The sequence below is a fragment of the Achromobacter sp. Root83 genome (assembly GCF_001428845.1).
Classification (GTDB): domain Bacteria; phylum Pseudomonadota; class Gammaproteobacteria; order Burkholderiales; family Burkholderiaceae_B; genus Achromobacter.
This window is the reverse complement of the sequence record NZ_LMIU01000012.1, coordinates 677,403-697,673: the sequence shown is the minus strand read 5'-3', so window position 1 is coordinate 697,673 and position 20,271 is coordinate 677,403. Positions and strand designations below refer to the sequence as shown.

15 protein-coding genes are annotated in these 20,271 nt (G+C 65.2%); 5 read left to right on the top strand and 10 right to left on the bottom strand.

Annotated elements, in window-relative coordinates; all coding sequences use genetic code 11:
- Positions 1–439: 439 nt before the first annotated feature.
- Together rng and ASE30_RS15595 are read left to right on the top strand one after the other, a co-directional pair.
- A complete protein-coding gene (rng, locus tag ASE30_RS15600; RefSeq protein ID WP_057285177.1) occupies positions 440–1,903 on the top strand; it encodes a ribonuclease G in 1,464 nt (487 codons plus the stop codon).
- Between the two features lie 299 nt (positions 1,904–2,202).
- Positions 2,203–2,904 carry a DUF3053 domain-containing protein gene (locus ASE30_RS15595; protein ID WP_057285176.1) on the top strand — a complete coding sequence of 234 codons (702 nt, stop codon included), beginning with the start codon at positions 2,203–2,205 and terminating at the stop codon, positions 2,902–2,904.
- Between the two features lie 47 nt (positions 2,905–2,951).
- Here the strand turns inward: ASE30_RS15595 and ASE30_RS15590 are convergent, their stop codons facing one another.
- The 3 genes from ASE30_RS15590 to msbA form a co-directional block, all read right to left on the bottom strand.
- The gene (locus ASE30_RS15590) at positions 2,952–4,394 is read right to left on the bottom strand and encodes a diguanylate cyclase domain-containing protein (protein WP_369819322.1); all 1,443 of its coding nucleotides are present in this window, start codon (positions 4,392–4,394) and stop codon (positions 2,952–2,954) included.
- A 596-nt stretch (positions 4,395–4,990) separates the two neighbouring features.
- On the bottom strand, positions 4,991–6,796 hold the full coding sequence (locus tag ASE30_RS15580) for a monovalent cation:proton antiporter-2 (CPA2) family protein (RefSeq protein WP_057285173.1): 1,806 nt from the start codon (positions 6,794–6,796) through the stop codon (positions 4,991–4,993).
- A gap of 171 nt (positions 6,797–6,967) precedes the next feature.
- On the bottom strand, positions 6,968–8,743 hold the full coding sequence (gene msbA / locus ASE30_RS15575) for a lipid A export permease/ATP-binding protein MsbA (RefSeq protein ID WP_057285172.1): 1,776 nt from the start codon (positions 8,741–8,743) through the stop codon (positions 6,968–6,970).
- 108 nt (positions 8,744–8,851) lie between these two features.
- Here msbA and ASE30_RS15570 point away from each other — a divergent pair, with 108 nt between their 5' ends.
- From ASE30_RS15570 to ASE30_RS15560, 3 genes are read left to right on the top strand one after another with little or no spacing between them, the layout of a single operon-like run.
- Positions 8,852–9,823 (top strand): glycosyltransferase family 9 protein, encoded by a 972-nt coding sequence (locus ASE30_RS15570; RefSeq protein ID WP_057285171.1) that lies wholly within the window; start codon positions 8,852–8,854, stop codon positions 9,821–9,823.
- Between the two features lie 16 nt (positions 9,824–9,839).
- A complete protein-coding gene (locus tag ASE30_RS15565; protein ID WP_057285170.1) occupies positions 9,840–10,604 on the top strand; it encodes a YdcF family protein in 765 nt (254 codons plus the stop codon).
- A complete protein-coding gene (locus ASE30_RS15560) occupies positions 10,595–10,885 on the top strand; it encodes a YkgJ family cysteine cluster protein (RefSeq protein WP_057285169.1) in 291 nt (96 codons plus the stop codon). Before ASE30_RS15565 ends, ASE30_RS15560 begins: the two co-directional genes overlap by 10 nt.
- Positions 10,886–10,912: 27 nt before the next feature.
- Here ASE30_RS15560 and ASE30_RS15555 read toward each other — a convergent pair whose 3' ends face one another.
- The 7 genes from ASE30_RS15555 to dnaE all read right to left on the bottom strand — a co-directional run bounded on the left by ASE30_RS15555 (position 10,913) and on the right by dnaE (position 20,200).
- Complete coding sequence (locus ASE30_RS15555) at positions 10,913–12,058, bottom strand: glycosyltransferase family 4 protein (protein WP_057285168.1); 1,146 nt, start codon at positions 12,056–12,058, stop codon at positions 10,913–10,915.
- On the bottom strand, positions 12,033–12,758 hold the full coding sequence (locus tag ASE30_RS15550; protein ID WP_156407655.1) for a polysaccharide deacetylase family protein: 726 nt from the start codon (positions 12,756–12,758) through the stop codon (positions 12,033–12,035). Before ASE30_RS15550 ends, ASE30_RS15555 begins: the two co-directional genes overlap by 26 nt.
- A gap of 112 nt (positions 12,759–12,870) precedes the next feature.
- Complete coding sequence (locus ASE30_RS15545; protein ID WP_057285166.1) at positions 12,871–13,986, bottom strand: glycosyltransferase; 1,116 nt, start codon at positions 13,984–13,986, stop codon at positions 12,871–12,873.
- A gap of 28 nt (positions 13,987–14,014) precedes the next feature.
- Positions 14,015–14,767 carry a glycosyltransferase family 2 protein gene (locus ASE30_RS15540; RefSeq protein WP_057285165.1) on the bottom strand — a complete coding sequence of 251 codons (753 nt, stop codon included), beginning with the start codon at positions 14,765–14,767 and terminating at the stop codon, positions 14,015–14,017.
- A complete protein-coding gene (locus tag ASE30_RS15535; protein WP_057285164.1) occupies positions 14,764–15,612 on the bottom strand; it encodes a polysaccharide deacetylase family protein in 849 nt (282 codons plus the stop codon). The genes ASE30_RS15540 and ASE30_RS15535 overlap by 4 nt, the downstream gene beginning before the upstream one ends.
- A complete protein-coding gene (locus tag ASE30_RS15530) occupies positions 15,609–16,709 on the bottom strand; it encodes a glycosyltransferase family 4 protein (RefSeq protein WP_057285163.1) in 1,101 nt (366 codons plus the stop codon). Before ASE30_RS15530 ends, ASE30_RS15535 begins: the two co-directional genes overlap by 4 nt.
- Positions 16,709–20,200 carry a DNA polymerase III subunit alpha gene (gene dnaE / locus ASE30_RS15525; RefSeq protein WP_057285162.1) on the bottom strand — a complete coding sequence of 1,164 codons (3,492 nt, stop codon included), beginning with the start codon at positions 20,198–20,200 and terminating at the stop codon, positions 16,709–16,711. The genes ASE30_RS15530 and dnaE overlap by 1 nt, the downstream gene beginning before the upstream one ends.
- Between the last annotated feature and the right edge of the window lie 71 nt (positions 20,201–20,271).

Below are 20,271 nucleotides of genomic sequence, written 5' to 3'. Positions count from 1 at the left end.
AGCCCAAGACTATAGCACAATTTTTGCAGATCGTGCAACCGGCTTCTGCCTGATTTGCACCAATCCTTGCAATAACCGCCGCGCTTTCATTTCTGATCGCTTGGACGGCAGACCTGCTGGGAAACCCGTCAGACCTGTTGCACCTGCTTGGCTCCGTGGTTCGAAAAACTGTTTGAACCGCGAAGGAGCGAGACTATAGCACAGAATTTTGAGCTGTCATGCGCCGGTAGCAAAAAAGGTGTCTGCACCGGCCTGAACGCGTTGACGGAGACCCTTCCCGCCCCCGTGGGCCGCGGCCCCCTCTATATAGCTGGGGAATCCCCTCTCTATATATAGATAGCGGGTACGCCATGCTTGCCAGGGGGACGGGTACGTTTACTATTCGCCATGTACGCCGCACCCCAATGGAGACGAACACCCTATGCCCCCAGCCATCGCCATGAGCGAAGACATCCTGATCAACGTTACCCCCTTTGAAACCCGCGTCGCACTGGTGGAACAGGGGTCGGTACAGGAGCTGCATGTGGAACGCAGCATCCAACGGGGCCATGTCGGCAATATCTATCTGGGGCGGGTGGTCCGCGTTCTGCCTGGCATGCAGAGCGCCTTCATCGATATCGGGCTGGAGCGGGCCGCCTTCATCCATATCGCGGACCTGCGCGAGAATCGCAGTGAGCGCAGCCAGGGGCTGACGCCGACGCCGATCGAGAAGCTCATGTTCGAGGGGCAGACGATCATGGTGCAGGTGGTCAAGGATCCGCTGGGCACCAAGGGGGCCCGGCTCTCCACGCAGATCAGCATGGCCGGCCGCATGCTGGTGTTTCTGCCCCACGATCCCCATATTGGCATTTCCCAGAAGATCGACTCGGAATCCGAACGCATTCAACTGCGGGAACGCTTGCAGGCGCTCATGCCGGCCGAGGAAAAAGGCGGTTTCATCGTTCGCACCCAGGCGGAGGGCGCCGACGATGAGGAGCTGACCGCGGACGTGGAGTATTTGCGCAAACTCTGGACCAGCGTCCAGGCGGCCGCGCGAACTCAACCCGCTCCGGCCCTGCTGCATCAGGATCTGACCTTGGCGCAACGGGTGCTGCGCGACATGGTGGGTCCGGGCACCGGCTCCATTCTGGTGGATTCGCGCACCACCAGCGCCGCCATGCTGGAATGGGCCCGCATCTATACACCTTCCGTCGTGGACCGGATCCAGCATTACAGCGGCGAGCGGCCGCTGTTCGACACCGCCAATGTGGACGACGAGATTGCGCGCGCGCTATCGCGCCGTGTCGACTTGAAATCGGGCGGCTACCTGATCATCGACCAGACCGAGGCGCTGACCACGGTCGATGTCAACACAGGCGGCTTCGTGGGCGGACGCAATTTCGACGACACGATTTTCAAGACCAATCTGGAGGCTGCGCAGGCCATCGCCCGCCAACTCCGATTGCGCAATCTGGGCGGCATCGTCATCCTGGACTTCATCGACATGGAGGAACAGGAGCACCGCGAAACGGTGCTGGCCGAACTGAAGAAGGCGCTGTCTCGTGACCGCACCCGCATGACCGTCAACGGCTTCACGCAGTTGGGCCTGGTGGAGATGACCCGCAAGCGCACCCGCGATTCGCTGGCGCATCAATTGTGCGAGCCCTGCCCCATGTGCGAGTCACGCGGCAATGTGCGCACTCCGCGCACCGTCTGCTACGAGATCCTGCGAGAGATCCTGCGCGAGGCGCGGCAGTTCAACCCCAAGGAGTTTCGCATCCTTGCGTCGCAAGACGTGGTGGATCTGTTCCTGGAAGAGGAAAGCCAGCATCTGGCGATGCTGGGCGATTTCGTGGGCAAGCGCGTGTCGCTTGAAGTCGAGAGCACGTACTCGCAAGAGAAGTACGACATTATTCTGGTCTAGCAGACAAACGGCACGTCGCGGCGATCCGCGTGATCGCTTCGCGGCGCCGCTCTTTTCCGAGAAATCGGGGCGCGCCACGGGCAGGATCCTGCACACTGATGCGGCAGCCAAAGCGCCGCACTTACCCGAATTAGCGGCTTCATTCAAGCCGATATATGTGGATTCTGTGTCTTAACGATTCGTTTGCAATCAAATTTGAAACCGATGGCGGCACAGGGACGTTGCCGATAAGCTGCGGGCGCTTTACCGGGTCATATGCCGCCCGGCGCCCCTTTTCATGCTTTCCGGAGGTCATTGCAATGAAGTCCCTATTCCGTCCGTTCCTGATGCTGGTCGCGGCCCTGCCGCTGATGCTGGCCGCTTGCGGCGACAAGGAACCCGAGCAGCGTGCCGCGTTCACGCAGTTCCTGCAAACCCGCATCGTCGACAAGCCCGGCGTGCGCGTACCGAAGCTGACGGACGACGAGACCAAGGCCTTCGGCGATTACGCCGCCCAGTATGCGGTGATCACCGACTTCAATGCGGGCATGGATGCGTCGGTCAAGCCCTTGTCGGGCATCATGCAGAAAGGCGCCATGCGTTCGCTGGGCGATATCGTGAGCCGCCGCGATGACCTGAAGACCGTGAAGGCCGCGCTGGCCGACATGGGCGAGGCGCTGAAAGCGCAGCAAGCCAAGGCGGACGCCGCTCATGCGCAGCTCAAGCAGCCGGCCGACCTGAAGCCGGTGTACGACAAGGCCTACGAAAAAACCGTGAGCCTGCCCGCCGATACGTTCCGTGATGTGCTGCCGCAGCTCAACGCCACGTTCGATAGCAGCCTGAAGATCGCCGATTATGTCGAGGCCAACAAGGCGAAGATCGAGATCACCGGTCCGGTGGTGAAAGTGAGCGACCCGGCCGTGCAAGCCGAGTTGAACCAACTGCTGCAGGATCTGAACGCCCAGGCAAAGAACGTGCAGCAGGCGCAGACGCGCCTGCAGGCCGTGATGCTCGGCCGCTAAGCCCCGCACCGAACCTGCCGCCGCACCGCTGGTGCGGCGGCGCCCCCTCAAGCGTCGGCGACCGCGATGCGGTTGCGCCCGGCCTCCTTGGCCTGGTAGACGGCGGCGTCGGCGGCCTCGACAAGGCTGGCCGGCGTGTCATTGTCCCGAGGCACGGCGGTTGCCACCCCGATACTGACAGTGACAATGCCGCCGTCGTTGCCTTCATGCGGTACGCCCAATTCCGCAACAGCCCGCCGGACGGCCTCGCCCATGGCGATGGCGCGCTCGCGGCTGGTATTGGGCAGCAACACCACGAATTCCTCGCCTCCGTAGCGCGCCGCCAGATCGTGCGGACGCCGGGCCTTGTTCTTGAGCGCCAGGGCCAGCATCTTCAGCAGTTCGTCGCCCTCCTGATGTCCGTAGCGATCGTTGTAGCGCTTGAAATGATCCGCATCCAGGAACAGCAGCGAGAGTGGCGTGCGCTCACGACGAGCGGCCAGCCACTCACGTTCGAGCACTTCGTCGAACGTGCGCCGGTTGGCGATGCCGGTAAGCCCATCGGTGTGCGCCTGATTTTCCAGGTGTCTCTCGAAAGCCAGCCGCCAGCGCATTTCGCGCCGGAAGAGAACGACCTGCGCCATCACGGACATGAACAGTGCCAGAGTGACCGGCACAACCAGCGCGGCGCGATGCACCCAGGGTTCCAGGAAATCGTCCACCGCCAAGGCGACATCGATCACCAATGGCGTATTGTCGATGGCGTCGAACGCATATAGGCGATTGACGCCGTCGCGCGACAGGATGCCGGCGAATGCGGCGTCGCGGCCGATCAGGTACCGCTGGAAGTCCAGCGGGAGGTCGGACTCGCTGTCCTGGTCAGCCGGCGAATAGGGATCGCGCAGCAATACGACCCCATCGTTGCGGAAAACCGTAATGGTGTCGTGCTCGCCGATGGACACGCCAGCAAAGCGGTCCCGGAAGTACGCCATCCGCAACGAGCCGACGACGACTCCCGCGAAGCTGCCGTCCGGATTGGAGATCCGCCGGCTGAGGGCGATGCTCTCGTCGCCCCCGCGCAACCGGCTACGGTACGGAAGGCTGACGAACAGCCCGGCGTCGTCGGCGTCGCGGTGAACCCGGAAGTAATCCCGGTCGGAGAAATTGACCTGGGGGTGGTTGGTCCCCGCGGAGTCATGGACCAGGTAACCGTCCCTGTCCAGCACGCCGATGGTGCCCAGGTACTCCGCCGTGGCGGACCGGTCGAATAGAAAGCGATGAAGGGTTGCGCGATCGAGCTCGGCGATACCGGGCTCCTGCAGGCGCTCGACCACGCCCTGAAGCGACAGGTCGTAGACGTGCAAGGTGCGGCCGATATCCGCGGACAGCACGCTGGCCAGGTTGCGGGCCGACACGTACGCCGATTCCCAGGTGACCCGGCGGTCTATCCACAACAGCGCCACCGCCGCCGCGCAGATCCCGATGGCGACCAGCCCAGCCAGTGCGTACAAGGTGCGATGAATTATCCCGCGGGACTCCAATACGGGGCTCCTTCGCGATGGCGGTCGGGGGATCGAGGTTCATTCCGTGTCCAGCGTGATAATGCCGGTACTGGGTGCGGCGCGCAAGAGAGCCCCGGCCATGGCGGGATGCCAAAGCCAAGGGACAACGGTTGAAGAGAATCGGGATTGCCCGCGGGGGACGCCGGCCGGCGCGGCCGGCCGGACAGGACGGACGTAACCGTTATGAGACGGCGGTTGCCGCGATGCGGAAGGGGAAGGCCTTGGCGCCCCTTGCCTTGTCCGTTTCGCGGTGCGCGCCGATGGCCCACGCGGGCCCTACGCCACCTGCGTGCGACATCAACTGGCGCATCGAGCCGGCTGAAAATCCGCAGCGAAGCGTCAAGGCCTGCCGCCGGGCAAGCTCAACTCCAATAGCGTGCGACGAGGTGGAATTCCGGTCCGATTGCAGCATGGTAGCCCCCTGGCAAATGTGCTTCCTGAGTGAAGCGTCATGCGGACCAATCTACCCTAGCCGCCTGCGTTTGCGCGTGAAATGATGCGTAAAGTAATGCAAAGATACGGAAATGGAAGTGGAAACATGGCCATCAGGGGGATGGACTGGGGGCCGGCTCGGCGGTTTCACGGTCGGGCCGGTCATTTTTGCCATCCGGTTGGCTTGTCATATTTCCGTATAGCAGCGACCGGCCCGCGAACAGGCCCCCCGCGACTTCCAATTCGAAGCGTTCCGTATCGCGCTGGCGGACGTCCTGCACGACTTCCAGGGCCTCGTCCGGCGGCACCCCGATCGCGCGCAACGCAGCCTCGCCAAAGACCAGGGCGGATTCCAGGGTTTCGCGTACCTGAAAATCCACGCCCTCCTTGGCCAGCGCCAGCGAATGGATGCGGTCGTACGCGCGCACCACGACCCGCACCAGCGGGAATTCGGACTTGATCAGCTTGACCATATGGGTGGCCGCCCGCGGATCGTTGATGCAGATGAGGATGGCGCAAGCGCGTTCGGCGCCTGCGGACCGGAGCATGTCGACGCGAGTTCCGTCCCCGTAATAGACCTTCACGCCCCATTTGGCGGCCGCGCGGATCGCGTCGGTATCGATGTCCAGGATGGAGACTTTCAGGTCGCGGGCCAGCATGGTCTGCGTCACGATCTGGCCGAAGCGGCCAAACCCCACGATCAGGGCGCAGCCGTCCAGGTCGCGCGCCACGTCCACGCCGTCCATGGACGGCGCGGGCTTGGGCAGCAGCCAGCGCAAGGACAGAACGCACAACGGCGTCAGCGCCATGGAAATGATGACGACGGCGGTCAGCACCGCCCCCATGTGCGCATCGAAAATGCCTTTGTCGGACGCCGCCCCATACAACACGAATGCGAATTCGCCGCCTTGGGCCAGCAGCGCGGCGCGCGTCACCGCTTCGGCGTGCGTGGCGCGCAACAGCCGCGCCACGATATAGACGCCGACGGATTTCACCAGCATGAACACCACGACGCCGGCCACGATCAGCGGCCATTCCCGCACCACGGCCGAGAGGTCCAGCGACATGCCCACGCCCAGGAAGAACAGGCCGAGCAGAATGCCGCGAAAAGGCTCGACCTCTGCCTCGAGCTGGTGGCGAAACGTGGATTCGGACAGCAGAACGCCGGCCAGGAAGGCGCCCATGGCCATGGACAGGCCGCCCAATTCCATCAACAGCGCCGCCCCCAAAACGACCAGCAATGCGGCGGCCGTCATGACTTCGCGCGCATGGGCGGCGGCCAGCAGCCGAAACAGGGGGTTCAGCAGCCAGCGGCCCGCCGCCAGCAACGCAAGGATGCAGGCCAGCGCGATGCCCGTTTGCAGCCACGGATTGCCATGGTCCGCATTGCTTGCCGGGGCCAGCAGGGTTGCCAGGGCCAGCAGGGGGACGATGGCCAGGTCTTCGAGCAGCAGGATGGATACGATGCGCTGCCCCTGGGCACTGGCGGCCTCGTCGCGTTCGCTCAATATCTGCATCACGATGGCGGTGGACGACAGCACGAAGCCCATCGCCGCCATGAAAGCCGCGGGGCCGGACAGGCCGGCCAGCAGGCCCACGGCCGTCAAGAGCCCGCCACAGACCAGGACCTGCGCGACGCCCAATCCAAAGATCTCGCCGCGCAGCTTCCACAGGCGGGAGGGCTGCATTTCGAGGCCGATGATGAAGAGAAACATCACCACGCCCAGTTCGGCCACATGCAGAATGGACTTGGAGTCGGAGAAGAATCCGATGCCGAACGGGCCTATGACCAGGCCGGCGGCCAGATAGCCCAGGACCGATCCCAGCCCCAGCCGCTTGAACAACGGGACGGCTACCACCGCCGCCCCCAGCAGGACGACGACATTGATGAGTTGATTGCCTTCGGAAGGCAGAGCCATGAGGCGCTCCTGGTTGCATGGCGGGCCGAAACGCCTGAGACGCCGCCCTGCCCGCGTCATGCAGGCCTAGCCCATTTTCCGGTAATCCGCCGGATTGGCAATCAGGAACTTCGGCAGGAAAAAGCCGCCGCGAAAGGCGGCGGCTTCGAAGGACGATTCCCCGGGCGGGGGTCAATCGTCGCGGAATTGCATCTTGTAGAGCGAGGCGTAGAGGCCGTTGGCCGCCAGCAGTTCGGCGTGCGGCCCCTGCTCGACGATCTTGCCGGCGTCCAGCACGATGATGCGGTCGGCGTTCTGCACCGTGGACAGGCGGTGGGCGATGACCAGCGTGGTGCGCCCCTTCATCAGACGTTCCAGCGAGGCCTGGACCTGACGCTCGGACTCGTTGTCGAGCGCGGAGGTGGCCTCGTCCAGGATCAGGATGGGCGCGTTCTTGATGAGCGCGCGGGCAATCGCCAGGCGCTGGCGCTGGCCGCCCGACAGGCGGGCGGCGTTCTCGCCCACGGGTGTATTGATGCCCTGAGGCAGGCCTTCAACAAACTCCAGCAGATTGGCCGCGGCCAGAGCGTCGCGCACTTTCTGCTCGCTCGACTGGCCGGAAGCGCCATAGCCGACGTTCGCGGCAATGGTGTCGTCGAACAGCACCACGTCCTGGCTCACCAGCGACAGGTGCGAGCGCAGGCTGCGCAGCGTCAGGTCCTCGATGGGCAGATCGTCCACGAGGATCTGGCCGCTGTCGGCCAGCACGAAGCGCGGCAGCATGTTGACCAGCGTGGTCTTGCCGCTGCCGGAACGTCCGACCAGCGCCACGGTCTGACCGGGCTCGACGATGAAGGAAACGTCGTTGACCGTATCGCGGTCGGCATCGGGGAAGCGGTGCGTGACGCCGCGGAACTCGACCTTCCCGCGCACCGGCTCGGTCAGTTCCTTGGTGCCGGTATCGTTTTCGGGGATCTGGTCGATCAGCGTAAACACGCTTTCGGCCGAAACCAGCATTTTCTGCATCTTGGCGGCGACGTTGGTCAGGCGCTTGATGGGGTCGAAAATCTGGGCCAGCGCGGCCATGAAGGAAGCGAAACTGCCCACGGTGAGCGCGCCGCTGTTGGCCTGGCTGAGCGCGACGGCGATGACCGCGCCGACCGAAATCGAGATGCACACCTGGGTCAGCGGCGTCAGGGCCGCATCGGCCGTGGCGGTGCGCATGGCGAAGCGGCGCAGGCGCCGGCTGACGAAATCGAACCGGCCGCGCTCGACTTCGTAGCCGTCGAACAGCTTGATGACGCGCTGGCCGTCAATGCCTTCGCCGACGACTCGGGTCAGTTCGGCGTTCATGTTGACGGTATCGCGGTTGATGCGGCGCAGGCGCTTGATGAAAAAGCGGGAGATGATCACCGAGACCGGCAGCATGACCAGGATGATCAGCGTCAGCACCCAGGACATGTACAGCAGCACGCAGATCAGCGCGAGGACAACCAGGGTTTCGCGCACCAGGACGGTGATGACGTCGGTGGCATAGCCGGTGACGTTGCCGGCGTCGATCGTGAAGCGGTTCAGGAGACGGCCGGTGTCGCCGCGCTTGAAGTCGGCATCCGGCAGGCCCAGCAAGCGCTCGAACATGTCGCGGCGCATGCCGAGCAGCACGTTGTTGGCCACCCAGGCGAGCAGATAGTCGCTGAAGAAGTTGCAGATGCCGCGCAGCAGGATCAAGCCCACGACCGCCAGCGGCAGCGCCCAGACGTAGTAGGGTTTGGTTCCGGAGAAGCCGCCGTCCAGCAGGGGCTTCATAATGACAGCCAGCACGGGTTGCGTGGCTGCCGCGCCCGCCATCAGCAGAACGGCCGCCACCAAGCCCTTCCAATAGGAACCCACGCGGCTGTATATCCGGCTCCAGAGTTCAGATTTGACGGGTTGAGAACCCGCGGGCGCGTTGCGTGCGGCAGAATTCAAAGGAATCACTCGCTTTTATACAATTGTGCCCAGGATTGTACCGGCTGCGCGCCCGCGCGCTGGCCTGGCCGTCCACCCCTTACCCCTAATCGCGCAACGCCCCCATTCATGTCCGATATCAGTTGCTTGTACGTCCGCCTGCCCAATTGGGTAGGCGACGTCTGCATGAGCCTGCCCAGCCTGCGAGCCCTGCACGCCAGCGGCATTCCCTTGGTGATCTGCGCCCGTCCCTGGGCCCGCGACCTGCTCGATGGCGTGGCAAAACAGGATTTCATCCCCATGCGGGGCAAAGTTGGCCCGGACCGGGCCGCCGTCGGCGCGCACCGGCGGAGTCTGGGCACGCAGGGCCGCCACGCCCGCGGCCTGCTGTTGCCGGACTCTCTGTCCAGCGCGCTGGTCTTCCGGCTGGCCGGCCTGCCGTCGGCGGGCTACCGGGACGACGGCCGCAGCTTTCTGCTGCGCTGGCCCTACGCCAAGCCGGCCGAATCGCTGCATGCCGTGGAATCCTGGCACCATCTGACGCGCCTGGCCTTGACCCGCTGGGGTCTGCCTTCCGGCCCCGCCCAACCGGGCCGGACCCTGGACCTGCCCCTGACCCCTGCCCATCAGAGCGCCGCCGGCCAGGCGCTGAACGATGCCGGGCTGGGCGATCGGCGTTTCGTGCTGATCGCGCCCACCGCCACCGGGCTGCACAAGGGCAGAATCAAGGTCTGGCCAGGATTCGATACACTTACCCGCGCCTTGCAGGAGCGCGGGCATACCGTGGTAATGTGCCCCCCTCCGGCTGAAACCGACGAAGCCCGGCGCAACGCGCCCACAGCGCAATTGCTGCCGCCCCTTACGCTAGGGGCGTTCGCGGCGCTGACCGCCAGGGCGGCACTGGTGATTTGTAACGATTCCGGCGTATCGCACGTCGCCGCGGCCGCGTCGGCCCGGGAACTCACGCTGTTTGGCGTGACGCGCCCCGAAAGGACTGGCCCATGGTCCCCCCACGCCGTCTGCGTGGGATCCGAGCAAGCCTGGCCATCCGAGGAAGAAGTTGAACGGCAGGCCCTCCGCCTGCTGGACGGTACGCAGTAATCAGGATTGTCTTGAAATGACCTTTTCCAGCTATCTCACGAATTTGATCATTCCCTACAACTTGTGCATCACCCTGGTCGTCATCGGTCTGGTGCTCGGGTTGTTCCGGCTGCGCAAGACCGGTGGCGCCATCATCGCGGCGGGTCTGCTTTGGGCCTTGGCCTGGTCCCTGCCAATCACCTCGATCTGGGCCGGCGGCGCGCTGGAGAACCGCTATCCGCACCTGCCGCCCGCCGAATCGCCGATGGCCGACGCCATCGTGGTGCTGGGCGGCAACACCGCGAACGGACGCGCCAACTGGTTCCTGCCCTATGACAAGGACACCGCGGTTGTACGCGTGGACACCGCGGCGCAGCTCTACCTGGCCGGGCGCGCGCCCAAGGTGTTGCTGTCGGGTGGCGCGCTGGAAGGCGACGTGAGCGAAGCGCGGGGCATGGCCCATGCCATCCGCCAGCAGGGCGTGCCCGAAACGGCGCTGATCCTGGAAAATTCCAGCCGCACCACCTATGAGAACGCGGCGTTGACAGAAGACCAGATCAAGTCCCGGGGCATGGGCAAGGTCCTGCTGGTGACCTCCGCCCTGCATATGCCGCGTGCCATGGCCGCCTTTTCCAAGCAGGGCGTGGAAGCCATCGCTGCTCCCGCCCCGCCGCAGATCGTCGCGCCCGCGGACGGCTCCCTGCCCCTGTGGCTACCCGACCAGCGGACGTTCGACGCCAGCCGTTCCATCGTCAAGGAATACGCCGGCCTGTTCGTCTACTGGCTGCGCGGATGGGTGTGAGCCAGACCGCGGCGCACGGGTTGGACTGCCGGGCGGGATGCGGCGCCTGTTGCATCGCGCCCTCGATCACCCGGCCGATTCCGGGGATGCCGCAGGGCAAGCCGGCCGGCGTGCCCTGTATTCAATTGATGCCGGACATGCGCTGCGCGATCTTCGGCCAGCCGTCCCGGCCGGATTTCTGCGGCGGGCTGCAACCCCAGCGAGAGATGTGCGGGCCGGACCGCGAGCATGCGCTGGTCTGGCTGGGCGAGCTGGAGCGCGCGACGGCGCCCCGCCATTGAAAACGGGGCCGAGCGCCCCGTTTTTTTTCATTCACGATCGACCAGCACCTGTTCGTACAGGGTTTCGTAGCGTGAGGCTACCGCTTCCCAGCTCTGGTCCCGGGCGATCTCCAACCCGCGCTCGGTCAGCGCGGCCCGCAGCTCGGGTTCCGAACCCAGGCGCTCCAAGGCGCTCGCCAACTGCGCGCCGTCGCGCGGATCCTGCAGAATGAGCGCGTCCTTGCCCGCCGACAGGTACTGCGCGAATCCGCAGTAGACAGGGGAACTGACCACCACGGGCAGGCCGTGGGACATGGCTTCCAGGGGCGCCATGCCGTAGCTGTCGTTCAGGGTCGGGTGGGCATAGATGTCGGCCACGGCGAAATACTGGGCAACGTCCGGGGTGGGATCGAGCAGCGTGACCCGGCGGGCGATGGCGCCCGCGGCGCGGACGCGACTGCGGGAGGGCTCATCGGCCCCGACGACCAGCAGCCTGTAATGCGGCGGCAACTGCGCCATTGCGTCCAGCAAGGCGGGCAGGCCCTTGCGCATCGGGTTGCGCGCAACCAGCAGGCAGCCGATGGTGTGCTCGTCCCAGCCCAGCCGGGCGCGGAGGGCATCGCGTCCCTTCGGCTGGACCGAGGGCAGCTTGACGCCGGGCGTGATGATGTCCACCTTCAGTTGCTCGCCATAACTGCGGTGCAACTGGTCCATGATGAGGCCGGACACGGCCACCACGCGCCGCTGCGGCGCCTTGCGGATGCGCAGCCTCTCCAGCGTCAGGTAAGTGGCCAGGCGCGGGCTGAGCCAGGCGGACAGCCGCCGCAGCGGCCGCACCCGCGTGACGCAGTTGTAGCGCACCGGCGTGACGTGCATGACCTGGATCTCGCCTGCCCAGCCGTTCATGTGGGAATGCACGATGTCGTAGCGGCCCCGGGTCAGCCGGTCCGCGCGCCAGGCGAAATACAGCACTCGCATCCAGCTTGGAAGCCAGCCGGGAAAGCGCACCCGCACGAAATCGAACGGCAGGTCGCTGTCGAAGTCGCGCGCGACGACGGACACGTCATGGCGCCGGCCCAGCACCCGCATCAGCTCGACGCCGTAGGCTTCCGCGCCCCCGAAACGATTGCCGAAGCGATCAACCAGCAGCGCGATGCGAAGCCGCCTGTCACGGGCGCCGGCGGGAGTCTTCATACCGGGTCAGACACATCTGGAGGAAACGGACGATATTGGTGGAACGCGCCACCGTCACCCGCGGCAGTCCGAAAGGGTCATCGGACGCCGCCGCCAGGCCGCGCTGGGTCAGCGTGGCGTTGTCGTAGCCAGCTTCGCGCGCCATGACCCGATGTTCCGGACCCTGGTGGCCATAGGGATAGCAAAAAGCGGTGACGGGCGCGCCCAGCGCCTGTTCCAGTTCATTTTTGGACTCGGCGATCTGGCGCCGTGCTTCTTCCGGCGTCATGTCGGGAAGATTGACGTGGTCCAGCGTGTGCGAACCGACCTCGTTGCCGGCCTGGGCCCATTCCCGCATTTCCGCCACGGTCATCAGGGCCGAAAACGGGATGCCTTTATGTTGGTCCCATATGTTGCCGCCGTCGAACTGGCGCGCCACAAGGTAGTTGGTGGCGGTAAATCCCAGTTCGCTCAGCACCGGCATGGCGTTGCGATGGACGTTCCGATAGCCGTCGTCGAACGTGATGCCGAACACCTTGCCCTGCCGTTCGCCACGCACATAGGGCATGACATCGCGCATGGACAGGCCGCGGTAGCCCAACCGGCGCATCCAGCGCATCTGGCGGGCAAATTTATCGGGATGTACCGTCAGGCCGCGAAACGGCGTGCCCCGGGGATTGGGGTCGCCGATCTGGTGATACATGAGAATAGGTATGGACATGTGACAGATTATAGAGGGTCAGCACCCGTCAGCATGCGGTCCGCCAGGGAAGAACGGACACTTTTTGAACTGGCTCAAGGTGGCGGACGCCCGGCGCCCGCCACCCGCTGGCTCACGCCAAGCTCAAATACACCTCTTCGGTGCGTCGCGCGAACTGGTCCAGTCCGAACTCCGCCACGCTCTTGTCCCTGGCCGCGGCGCGCATGCGCGCGATGCATGCCGGATCATCCAATATGCCAGCCAGGACGTCAGCCACGGCTTCGGGATTGCGCTTGGGCACGATCCAGCCGTCCACCCCCACCGAGATGTTCTCGGGCAGTCCGCCCTGATCGGACACGATGACCGGGAGCCCCATGGACATCATCTCGCGGCAGGCGAACGAGATGGTTTCCACCCGGTAAGACAGGACGAAGCCAAGATCCAGCGCCGCCAGGAAGGGGCGCACATCATCCAGCATGCCCGCGAAGATGACCCGGTCGGCCATGCCCAGGGCCTGCACTTCCTGCATCTGATCGGCCTCGGGCGCGGCGCCGGCCAGGGCGATGTAGACGCCCGCGGCGCGCGGCCCGAGCTGGGCCACGGCTCGAACCATATCCATCCAGCCCTTATAGGCGTTCGTGCCGGCGTTGCTGCCCAGCAACAACGAGCATTTCGCCGCGTGCACGCCCAGCAGCTGGTCACGCGCGGCACGCGCGCGCTCCGCGGGCCAGGGTGCGTAGCGTTCGATATCCACGCCATTGGCGATGGTGGATACGGGCCGGGCCGCGTACGGCGAGGCCCGCAACATGCGTTCCACGAAGTCGCATACGCCGATCACGTGGTCCGTGCCCACGCGCGTGCGCAAGGCGGCGCCGAGGTACGAGATGGGAATGTCGTTGTGCTTGGTCAGCACAATGCGCGGCCGGCGCTTTCCCATGCCCATGCACGCCAGAATGACGGTGCGATGGTCGGAGGATCCATTGACGTGGACCACGTCGATCTGCCGGGAGAGGATCACGCGCCGCAGGCTGCGCGCGGCGGCCAGGCGCTTGCCAAGCCGGCTCGGGTAATTCTGGGCCACGACGTGTACGCCCGGGACGTCCCCGGCCAGCCGGTGAAGGCTGCTGCCGTCGGGCACGGCAACCGTAAGGCGATGACGCTGCGCCAGCGCCCGCAGCAACGAGACTACGTAGATGGTATGGCCGCCAATCGTGGTGTTGCTGTGATAGTTCGTATAAAGAATGTTCATGGGACTGGAGCGCAAAGGCGCGAGGGAATCACTTGCCACGGGTGGTCAGGAACATGAGCTTGGCATAGCGCAGGAAGCTTCCCGTTGCCGCAATCACGGCCAGCACCAGGCCATGCCGGCCGTCGAGAAAGCCGCGCCGGATCAGGTAGATGCGCACGAAGGTCCAGAAGCCATGACCCAATGCCCCGAAGACCGAGGTGCGCCGGCCCTTGGCATACATCATGGCGGCGGCGTCGGACGAGTAGCGGTTGACCTTGGTGATCAGCGCTTCGAGGTTGTCGTACGGATAGTGGTTGAAATAGCCGCGCAACCGCAGCGGCTGGCCGTTGGCCGGCACCACCCGCTCGTGCACGGCAGCATCGGTGAAGCGCGCCGTGCCGCGCTTGAACAGGCGCAGCACGTAGTCGGGCCACCAGCCGCTATGGCGGATGTCGCGGCCGCAGAAGTTCGACAGCCGCGCGATTTCGTAGGTGTCGCCACGCGGATCGCGCAGCACTTCCTGGATTTCCTGGGCCAGTTCGGGGGGAACGCGCTCGTCGGCGTCGATCGACAGCACCCAGTCGCCCGTCGCCAGATCCAGCGCGCGGTTCTTCTGGGGGCCGAAACCGGGCCAGTCGGGCGTCACTTCGACCCGGGCGCCCAAGGCTTGCGCCAATTCCACGGTGCCGTCGGTGCTGCCCGAATCCACCACGATGAACTCGTCGGCGAACGCCACGGACTTGAGGCAATCGGCGATGTTCGCCGCTTCATTCTTGGTGATGATGATGACTGATAACTTCATCCGCGATTCCTAAGACGCTTTTTCCAGGCTCTCCAGGCGTGATAGCGGGGCCCCCAGAAGGGATCCCGCGACAGCCAGATGCGCCGGTTCAGCCAGGCGCCCCCCTGATTGCGCACCGCGAACCGATAGATGTGCTCGGGATCCGCGCCGGAGGTGTTCTGTCCGAAAGGGTCGGTAGTGTACAAGTGCCGGAACCCCGCCTGGCGCGCGGCGGCCACGTAGTCGGCGTCGAAATAGCCCTGGGGCCAGCAGAGATGGTCGCTGGCGGCGCCCAGCCGGCGGACCAGCGCCTCGCGGGAGTCATGCAGTTCCTGGGCGATGCGTTCGCGCTTGGCGTGCGCATCGGCGCCACAGACCTTGTCCCAGCGCGTGTGGGTGTGCGTATGGGAATGGAATTCAAAGGTGCCAGCGGCCAGCATGGCCTCGATTTCGCTCCAGCGCAGCATGGCCTCGTCGGCACGGCCGGCCGCCACGAGCTGCTTGCAGGCGTCATGGTCCGGCGTGGGAGGCAAGGGACCGCTCTGCCCCGCGTGCGGGCGCGGCGGGCCGTCGCCGATCCAGCCCGTGATGGTGAACAGCACGGCGCGCATGCCATGGCGCGCCAGCACCGGATGCGCGTGTACCCAGTTGTTCAGGTAGCCATCGTCGAAGGTGATCAGCACGGAGCGTTCAGGGACAGCGTCCCCGGCCAGATAGCCGGCGAACTGCGCGGTGGACAGCGACTGGTAGCCCGCGCGCGCCAGCCGCGCGACCTGGTCTTCGAACACCGCTGGCGTCGCGGCGATCATGCCCCCGGCCGGCGTGACGTGGTGATACATCAGCACCGGGACGTTGGGCGCGTTCATCCGCGGCGCTCCGCCAGCCACTTGATATAGAGAGCCTCGGTGGTTTCGGCGAGCCGGGCGGGCGAAAACACGGCCTCTTCCCAGACCATCCTGCGGCCCGCCTCGCCCATGCGCCGGCGCAGGGCCGGGTCGTCGATCAGGCGTTGCAAGGCTTCGGTCAGCGCGACCGGATCCTTGGGCGGGACCAGGATGCCGGTTTCGCCGTCGCGGAACATTTCAGAGACGCCCCCGACGTTCGTGCCGACCACGGGCAGGCCGCTGGCCTGGGCTTCGACGAAGACTGTGCCGGACGCCTCTTGCTGCGTCGCCAGGGCAAACAGGTCACAGCCCGCCAGCAGATTGGGGACATCGCGCCGCGTGCCCATGAAATGAATGCGGTCCTGCAGGCCGCGCTCGGCCACGTAGCTCTGGGTCCGTTCAAAAGTGGGCGACCCGGCGCCGACGAGCACCAGGTGCAGCTTGGGCCGGGTGGCCATGAGCGGCGCGATCGCGTCGATCAGATCCTTGTGGCCCTTGGTGGCGCGCATGACCGCCACGCAGCCCACGACGATGTCGTCGTCGGCCAGGCCCAGCTCTTCGCGCAAGGTGGAGCGGTCGACCGGCGCCGGCAGCACGATGGGCGAATAGACGGTAGCCACCTTCTCGCGCGCCACGCCTCGGCTGATCAGGTATTCGCGCACATGGTCGCTGACCGTCGTGACCCGGTGCGGCAGGATGGTGTACGACCATAGCGACCCAACCTTGTTGGACAGGTGCCGGGTCCGCACGATCAGCGGCGTCTTGGTGAGCCGGGCGGCGGCGGCCGCAATGACGGTATCGCGCCGGCTGTGCGTGTTGAGCACGTCGAAGCGGCCTTCTTTCAGGATGCTCCGGACGGCCGCCACGCCTTTCAGGTAATTGACGGGGCCCTTCATGCCGACGGCATGGACCTTGAAGCCGGCATCGCGCAGGCGTTCCGTCAGCTGCGCCTGCGGCTGACAGATCGCTTCAAGATGGTGACCGCGCGCCCGCATGGCGGTCATTTCCTTGAATATTCTTCCTTCCTGGCCGCCAAAGCTGGTGGCCGCTTCCGAGTGCACGATGCGCAGACTAGGCATTAATAGGTGACCTCCACGCCATCAGGCTTGGTCCAATCGTTCAGGTTCGCAAGCAGCGTATCGGCCATGCGAACCCGCCACTCCTCTCCGAGGCGGACCGTGCACAGGAAATTGTTCTTGGTATAGACGATGTCGACCGGCACGCCCGGAATACCGTTTTCGGGTTCGGCACGGAAGGGATTGAGCATCTGGCGCAGGCGGGCGGCGTCGGCGCTGCCATTGAGCTTGACGCGCAAGGACTTGGCCCGCGCCTCGCGGGCGAGCTGCAGGTCATAGAGCTGCTCGGCCACGATGCGCATGCCGCCCGAATAGTCATCATTGCTGACCTTGCCCTGCACGATGACGAGCTGATCTTCGCGCAGGCGGTTGCGGTGCTTTTCGTAGAGTTCGTTGAATACCGAGATCTCGACCTGCGCGGTGCCGTCGTCCAGCACCGCGAAGACCATCTTGCCGCGGCGGGTCATCATGACGCGCACGCTGGCCAGCACGCCGCACATCCATTGCAGGTCGCGCTGCGGTTCCACACGCACAAGCTGCATCGGCACGATGCGGCGCACTTCGTCGCGCCACGCGTCGAAGAGGTGCCCGCTGTAGTAGTAGCCCAGCGCCGACTTTTCTTCCGTCAGTTTTTTGTGCAGGTCCCAGGGCGCGACCTTGGCCAGTTCGCCAGCCACCACGTCGCCGCTGTCGTCGCCGAACAGCGAGGACTGGTTGGCGCTGCGGGCCGCCTGTTCGGCCGCCTCCATGGCAGTGGGAACGGACGCCAGCATCGCGGCGCGGTTGGGTTCGATCGTGTCGAACGCGCCAGCCTTGATCAGGGCCTCGATGGTGCGGCGGTTGACCGCCTGCTTGCTGACCCGGCGGCAGAAGTCGAACAGGTTGAGGAATGGGCCGCCGTCCTTGCGCGCGCGCAGGATGTCTTCGACCGCGCCCTGCCCCGTGCCCTTGACCGCGCCCAGGCCGTAGCGCATCGTGCGCGGCGGCTTGCCCTTTTCGGTGTGTTTGTCGGCGACGGGCTCGAAGCGGTATCCCGAGTGGTTCACGTCGGGCGGCAGCACTTCGACGCCGTTGTCCTGGGCGTCGCGGCAGAAGATCTGGACCTTGTCCGTGTCGTCCATGTCGGAAGACATGGTGGCGGCCAGGAACTCGGTGGGATGGTAGGCCTTGAGCCAGGCCGTCTGGTAGGAGATCAGCGCGTATGCGGCCGAGTGCGACTTGTTGAAGCCGTACCCCGCGAACTTCTCCATCAGGTCGAACAGCTTGACCGCCAGGTTCGGATCATGGCCTTTTTCCTTGGCGCCCTGCTCGAACAACTCGCGGTGCTTGGCCATTTCTTCGGGCTTTTTCTTGCCCATGGCGCGGCGCAGCAGGTCGGCGCCGCCCAGCGAATAGCCCCCGATGATCTGGGAGATCAGCATCACCTGTTCCTGGTAGACGATGACCCCGTAGGTGCTCTTCAGCGTGCTTTCCAGGTCCGAGTGGAAGTAGTCCACTGCGGCGCGGCCGTGCTTGCGGTTGACGAAGTCGTCGACCATGCCCGATTCCAGCGGCCCCGGGCGGTACAGGGCCAGCATGGCGATGATGTCTTCGAAGGTGTTGGGCCGCAGCTTCTTCAACAGTTCCTTCATGCCGCGCGATTCGAGCTGGAACACGGCGGTGGTGTTGGCGTCGCACAGAATCTTGTAGGCGGCCGGATCGTCCAGGGCCAGCGCCATGACGTCGAAGTCGCGCTTGCCGTCGTTGAACTGGCGCACGTAACGCACCGCCCAGTCCAGGATGGTCAGGTTGCGCAGGCCCAGGAAGTCGAACTTCACCAGGCCGGCGGCCTCGACGTCGTCCTTGTCGAACTGCGAGACCGCGCTGTTCTCCTGCCCCGGTTGGCAATACAGCGGACAGAAGTCGGTGAGCTTGCCGGGCGCGATCAGCACACCGCCCGCGTGCATGCCGATGTTGCGGGTCAGGCCTTCGAGCGGCTTTGCCAGGTCGACCAGCGCGCGCACTTCCTCTTCCTGCTCGTAGCGGTCCTTGAAGGCGGGCTCGTCCTTCAGGGTGCGTTCCAGCGTCCAGGGATCCATCGGATTGAACGGGATCAGCTTGGACAGGCCATCGCAGAACATGTAGGGCATGTCCAGCACCCGGCCTGCATCGCGCACCACGGCCTTGGCGCCGAGCGTGCCGAAGGTGGCGATCTGGCTCACGGCGGCGCGGCCGTACTTTTCCTTGACGTAGTCGATGACCCGTTCGCGGTTGTCCTGGCAGAAGTCGATATCGAAGTCGGGCATGGAGACCCGCTCGGGATTCAGGAAGCGCTCGAACAGCAGGTCATAGCGGATCGGGTCCAGGTCGGTAATGCCCAGCGCATAGGCCACGAGCGAACCGGCGCCCGACCCGCGCCCCGGCCCCACCGGCACGCCGTTGTTCTTGCCCCAGTTGATGAAGTCCTGCACGATCAGGAAGTAGCCCGGGAAGCCCATCTGGATGATGGTCTTGCATTCCCAGCGCAAGCGTTCGTAGTACTGCTCGCGCTTGGACTCGCGTTCGGCGGGTTCCGGGAACAGGAACTCCATGCGTTTTTCTAGCCCCTCTTCCGACAACTGGACCAGGTAATCGTCCAGCGTCACGCCCTCGGGCGTGGGGAAGTTGGGCAGGCGCGGCTTGCCCAGCACGAGGCTGAGATTGCAGCGCTTGGCGATTTCCACAGTGTTAGCCAGCGCGGAAGGCACATCGGCGAAACGCCGGGCCATTTCCTCGGAGCTGAGCAGGTACTGTTCCTTGGTGAACCGGCGCACGCGGCGCGGATTGGCCAAGATCTCGCCTTCGGCGATGCAGACGCGGGCCTCGTGCGCCTGGAACTCGAATTCGTCCAGGAACTGCACCGGGTGCGTGGCCACGACCGGCAAGCCGGCCTCTCCCGCCAGCCGCATGGCGGCCTGGCAATAGGCTTCGTCGCCGTCCATGCCGGCCCGCTGCAGTTCAATGTAGTAGCTGCCCGGGAACATATGCGCCCATTGGCGCGCCAGCGCCAGCGCCGACACGGCATTGCCGGCGTCCAGCGCCTGCCCCACGTCGCCGCCCCGGCCGCCCGACAGGGCGATCAGGCCTTCCTGGCCCTGCAGCCATTCACGGCGGATTTCGGCGCGGCCCTTGCCCTGGTTCGTCAAGAATGATTTGGACAGCAACTCGCACAGGTTCAGGTAACCCTGATGGTTGCGCACCAGGAGCAGCAGGCGGAAAGGCTTGGCCAGATCCTCGTCGTTGGTGATCCAGACGTCGCAGCCCGCGACGGGCTTTACGCCGGCGCCGCGCGCTCCTTTGTAGAATTTGATCAGGCCGAACAGGTTCGACAGGTCGGTCAGCGCCACCGCGGGCTGGCCCAGCTTGGCGACGCGCTTGATGAGGTCGGGGATACGCACCGTGCCGTCCACGACCGAAAACTCGGAGTGAACGCGCAGATGAACAAATGGGGACGGGTTTATTGCGGCTTCGGACATTGCAGAATTGTACCCAGGGCCTGTTCTCGCTAGAAGTATCCATGCGTGGTCGCCCGCGGGCGGCGGCCGGG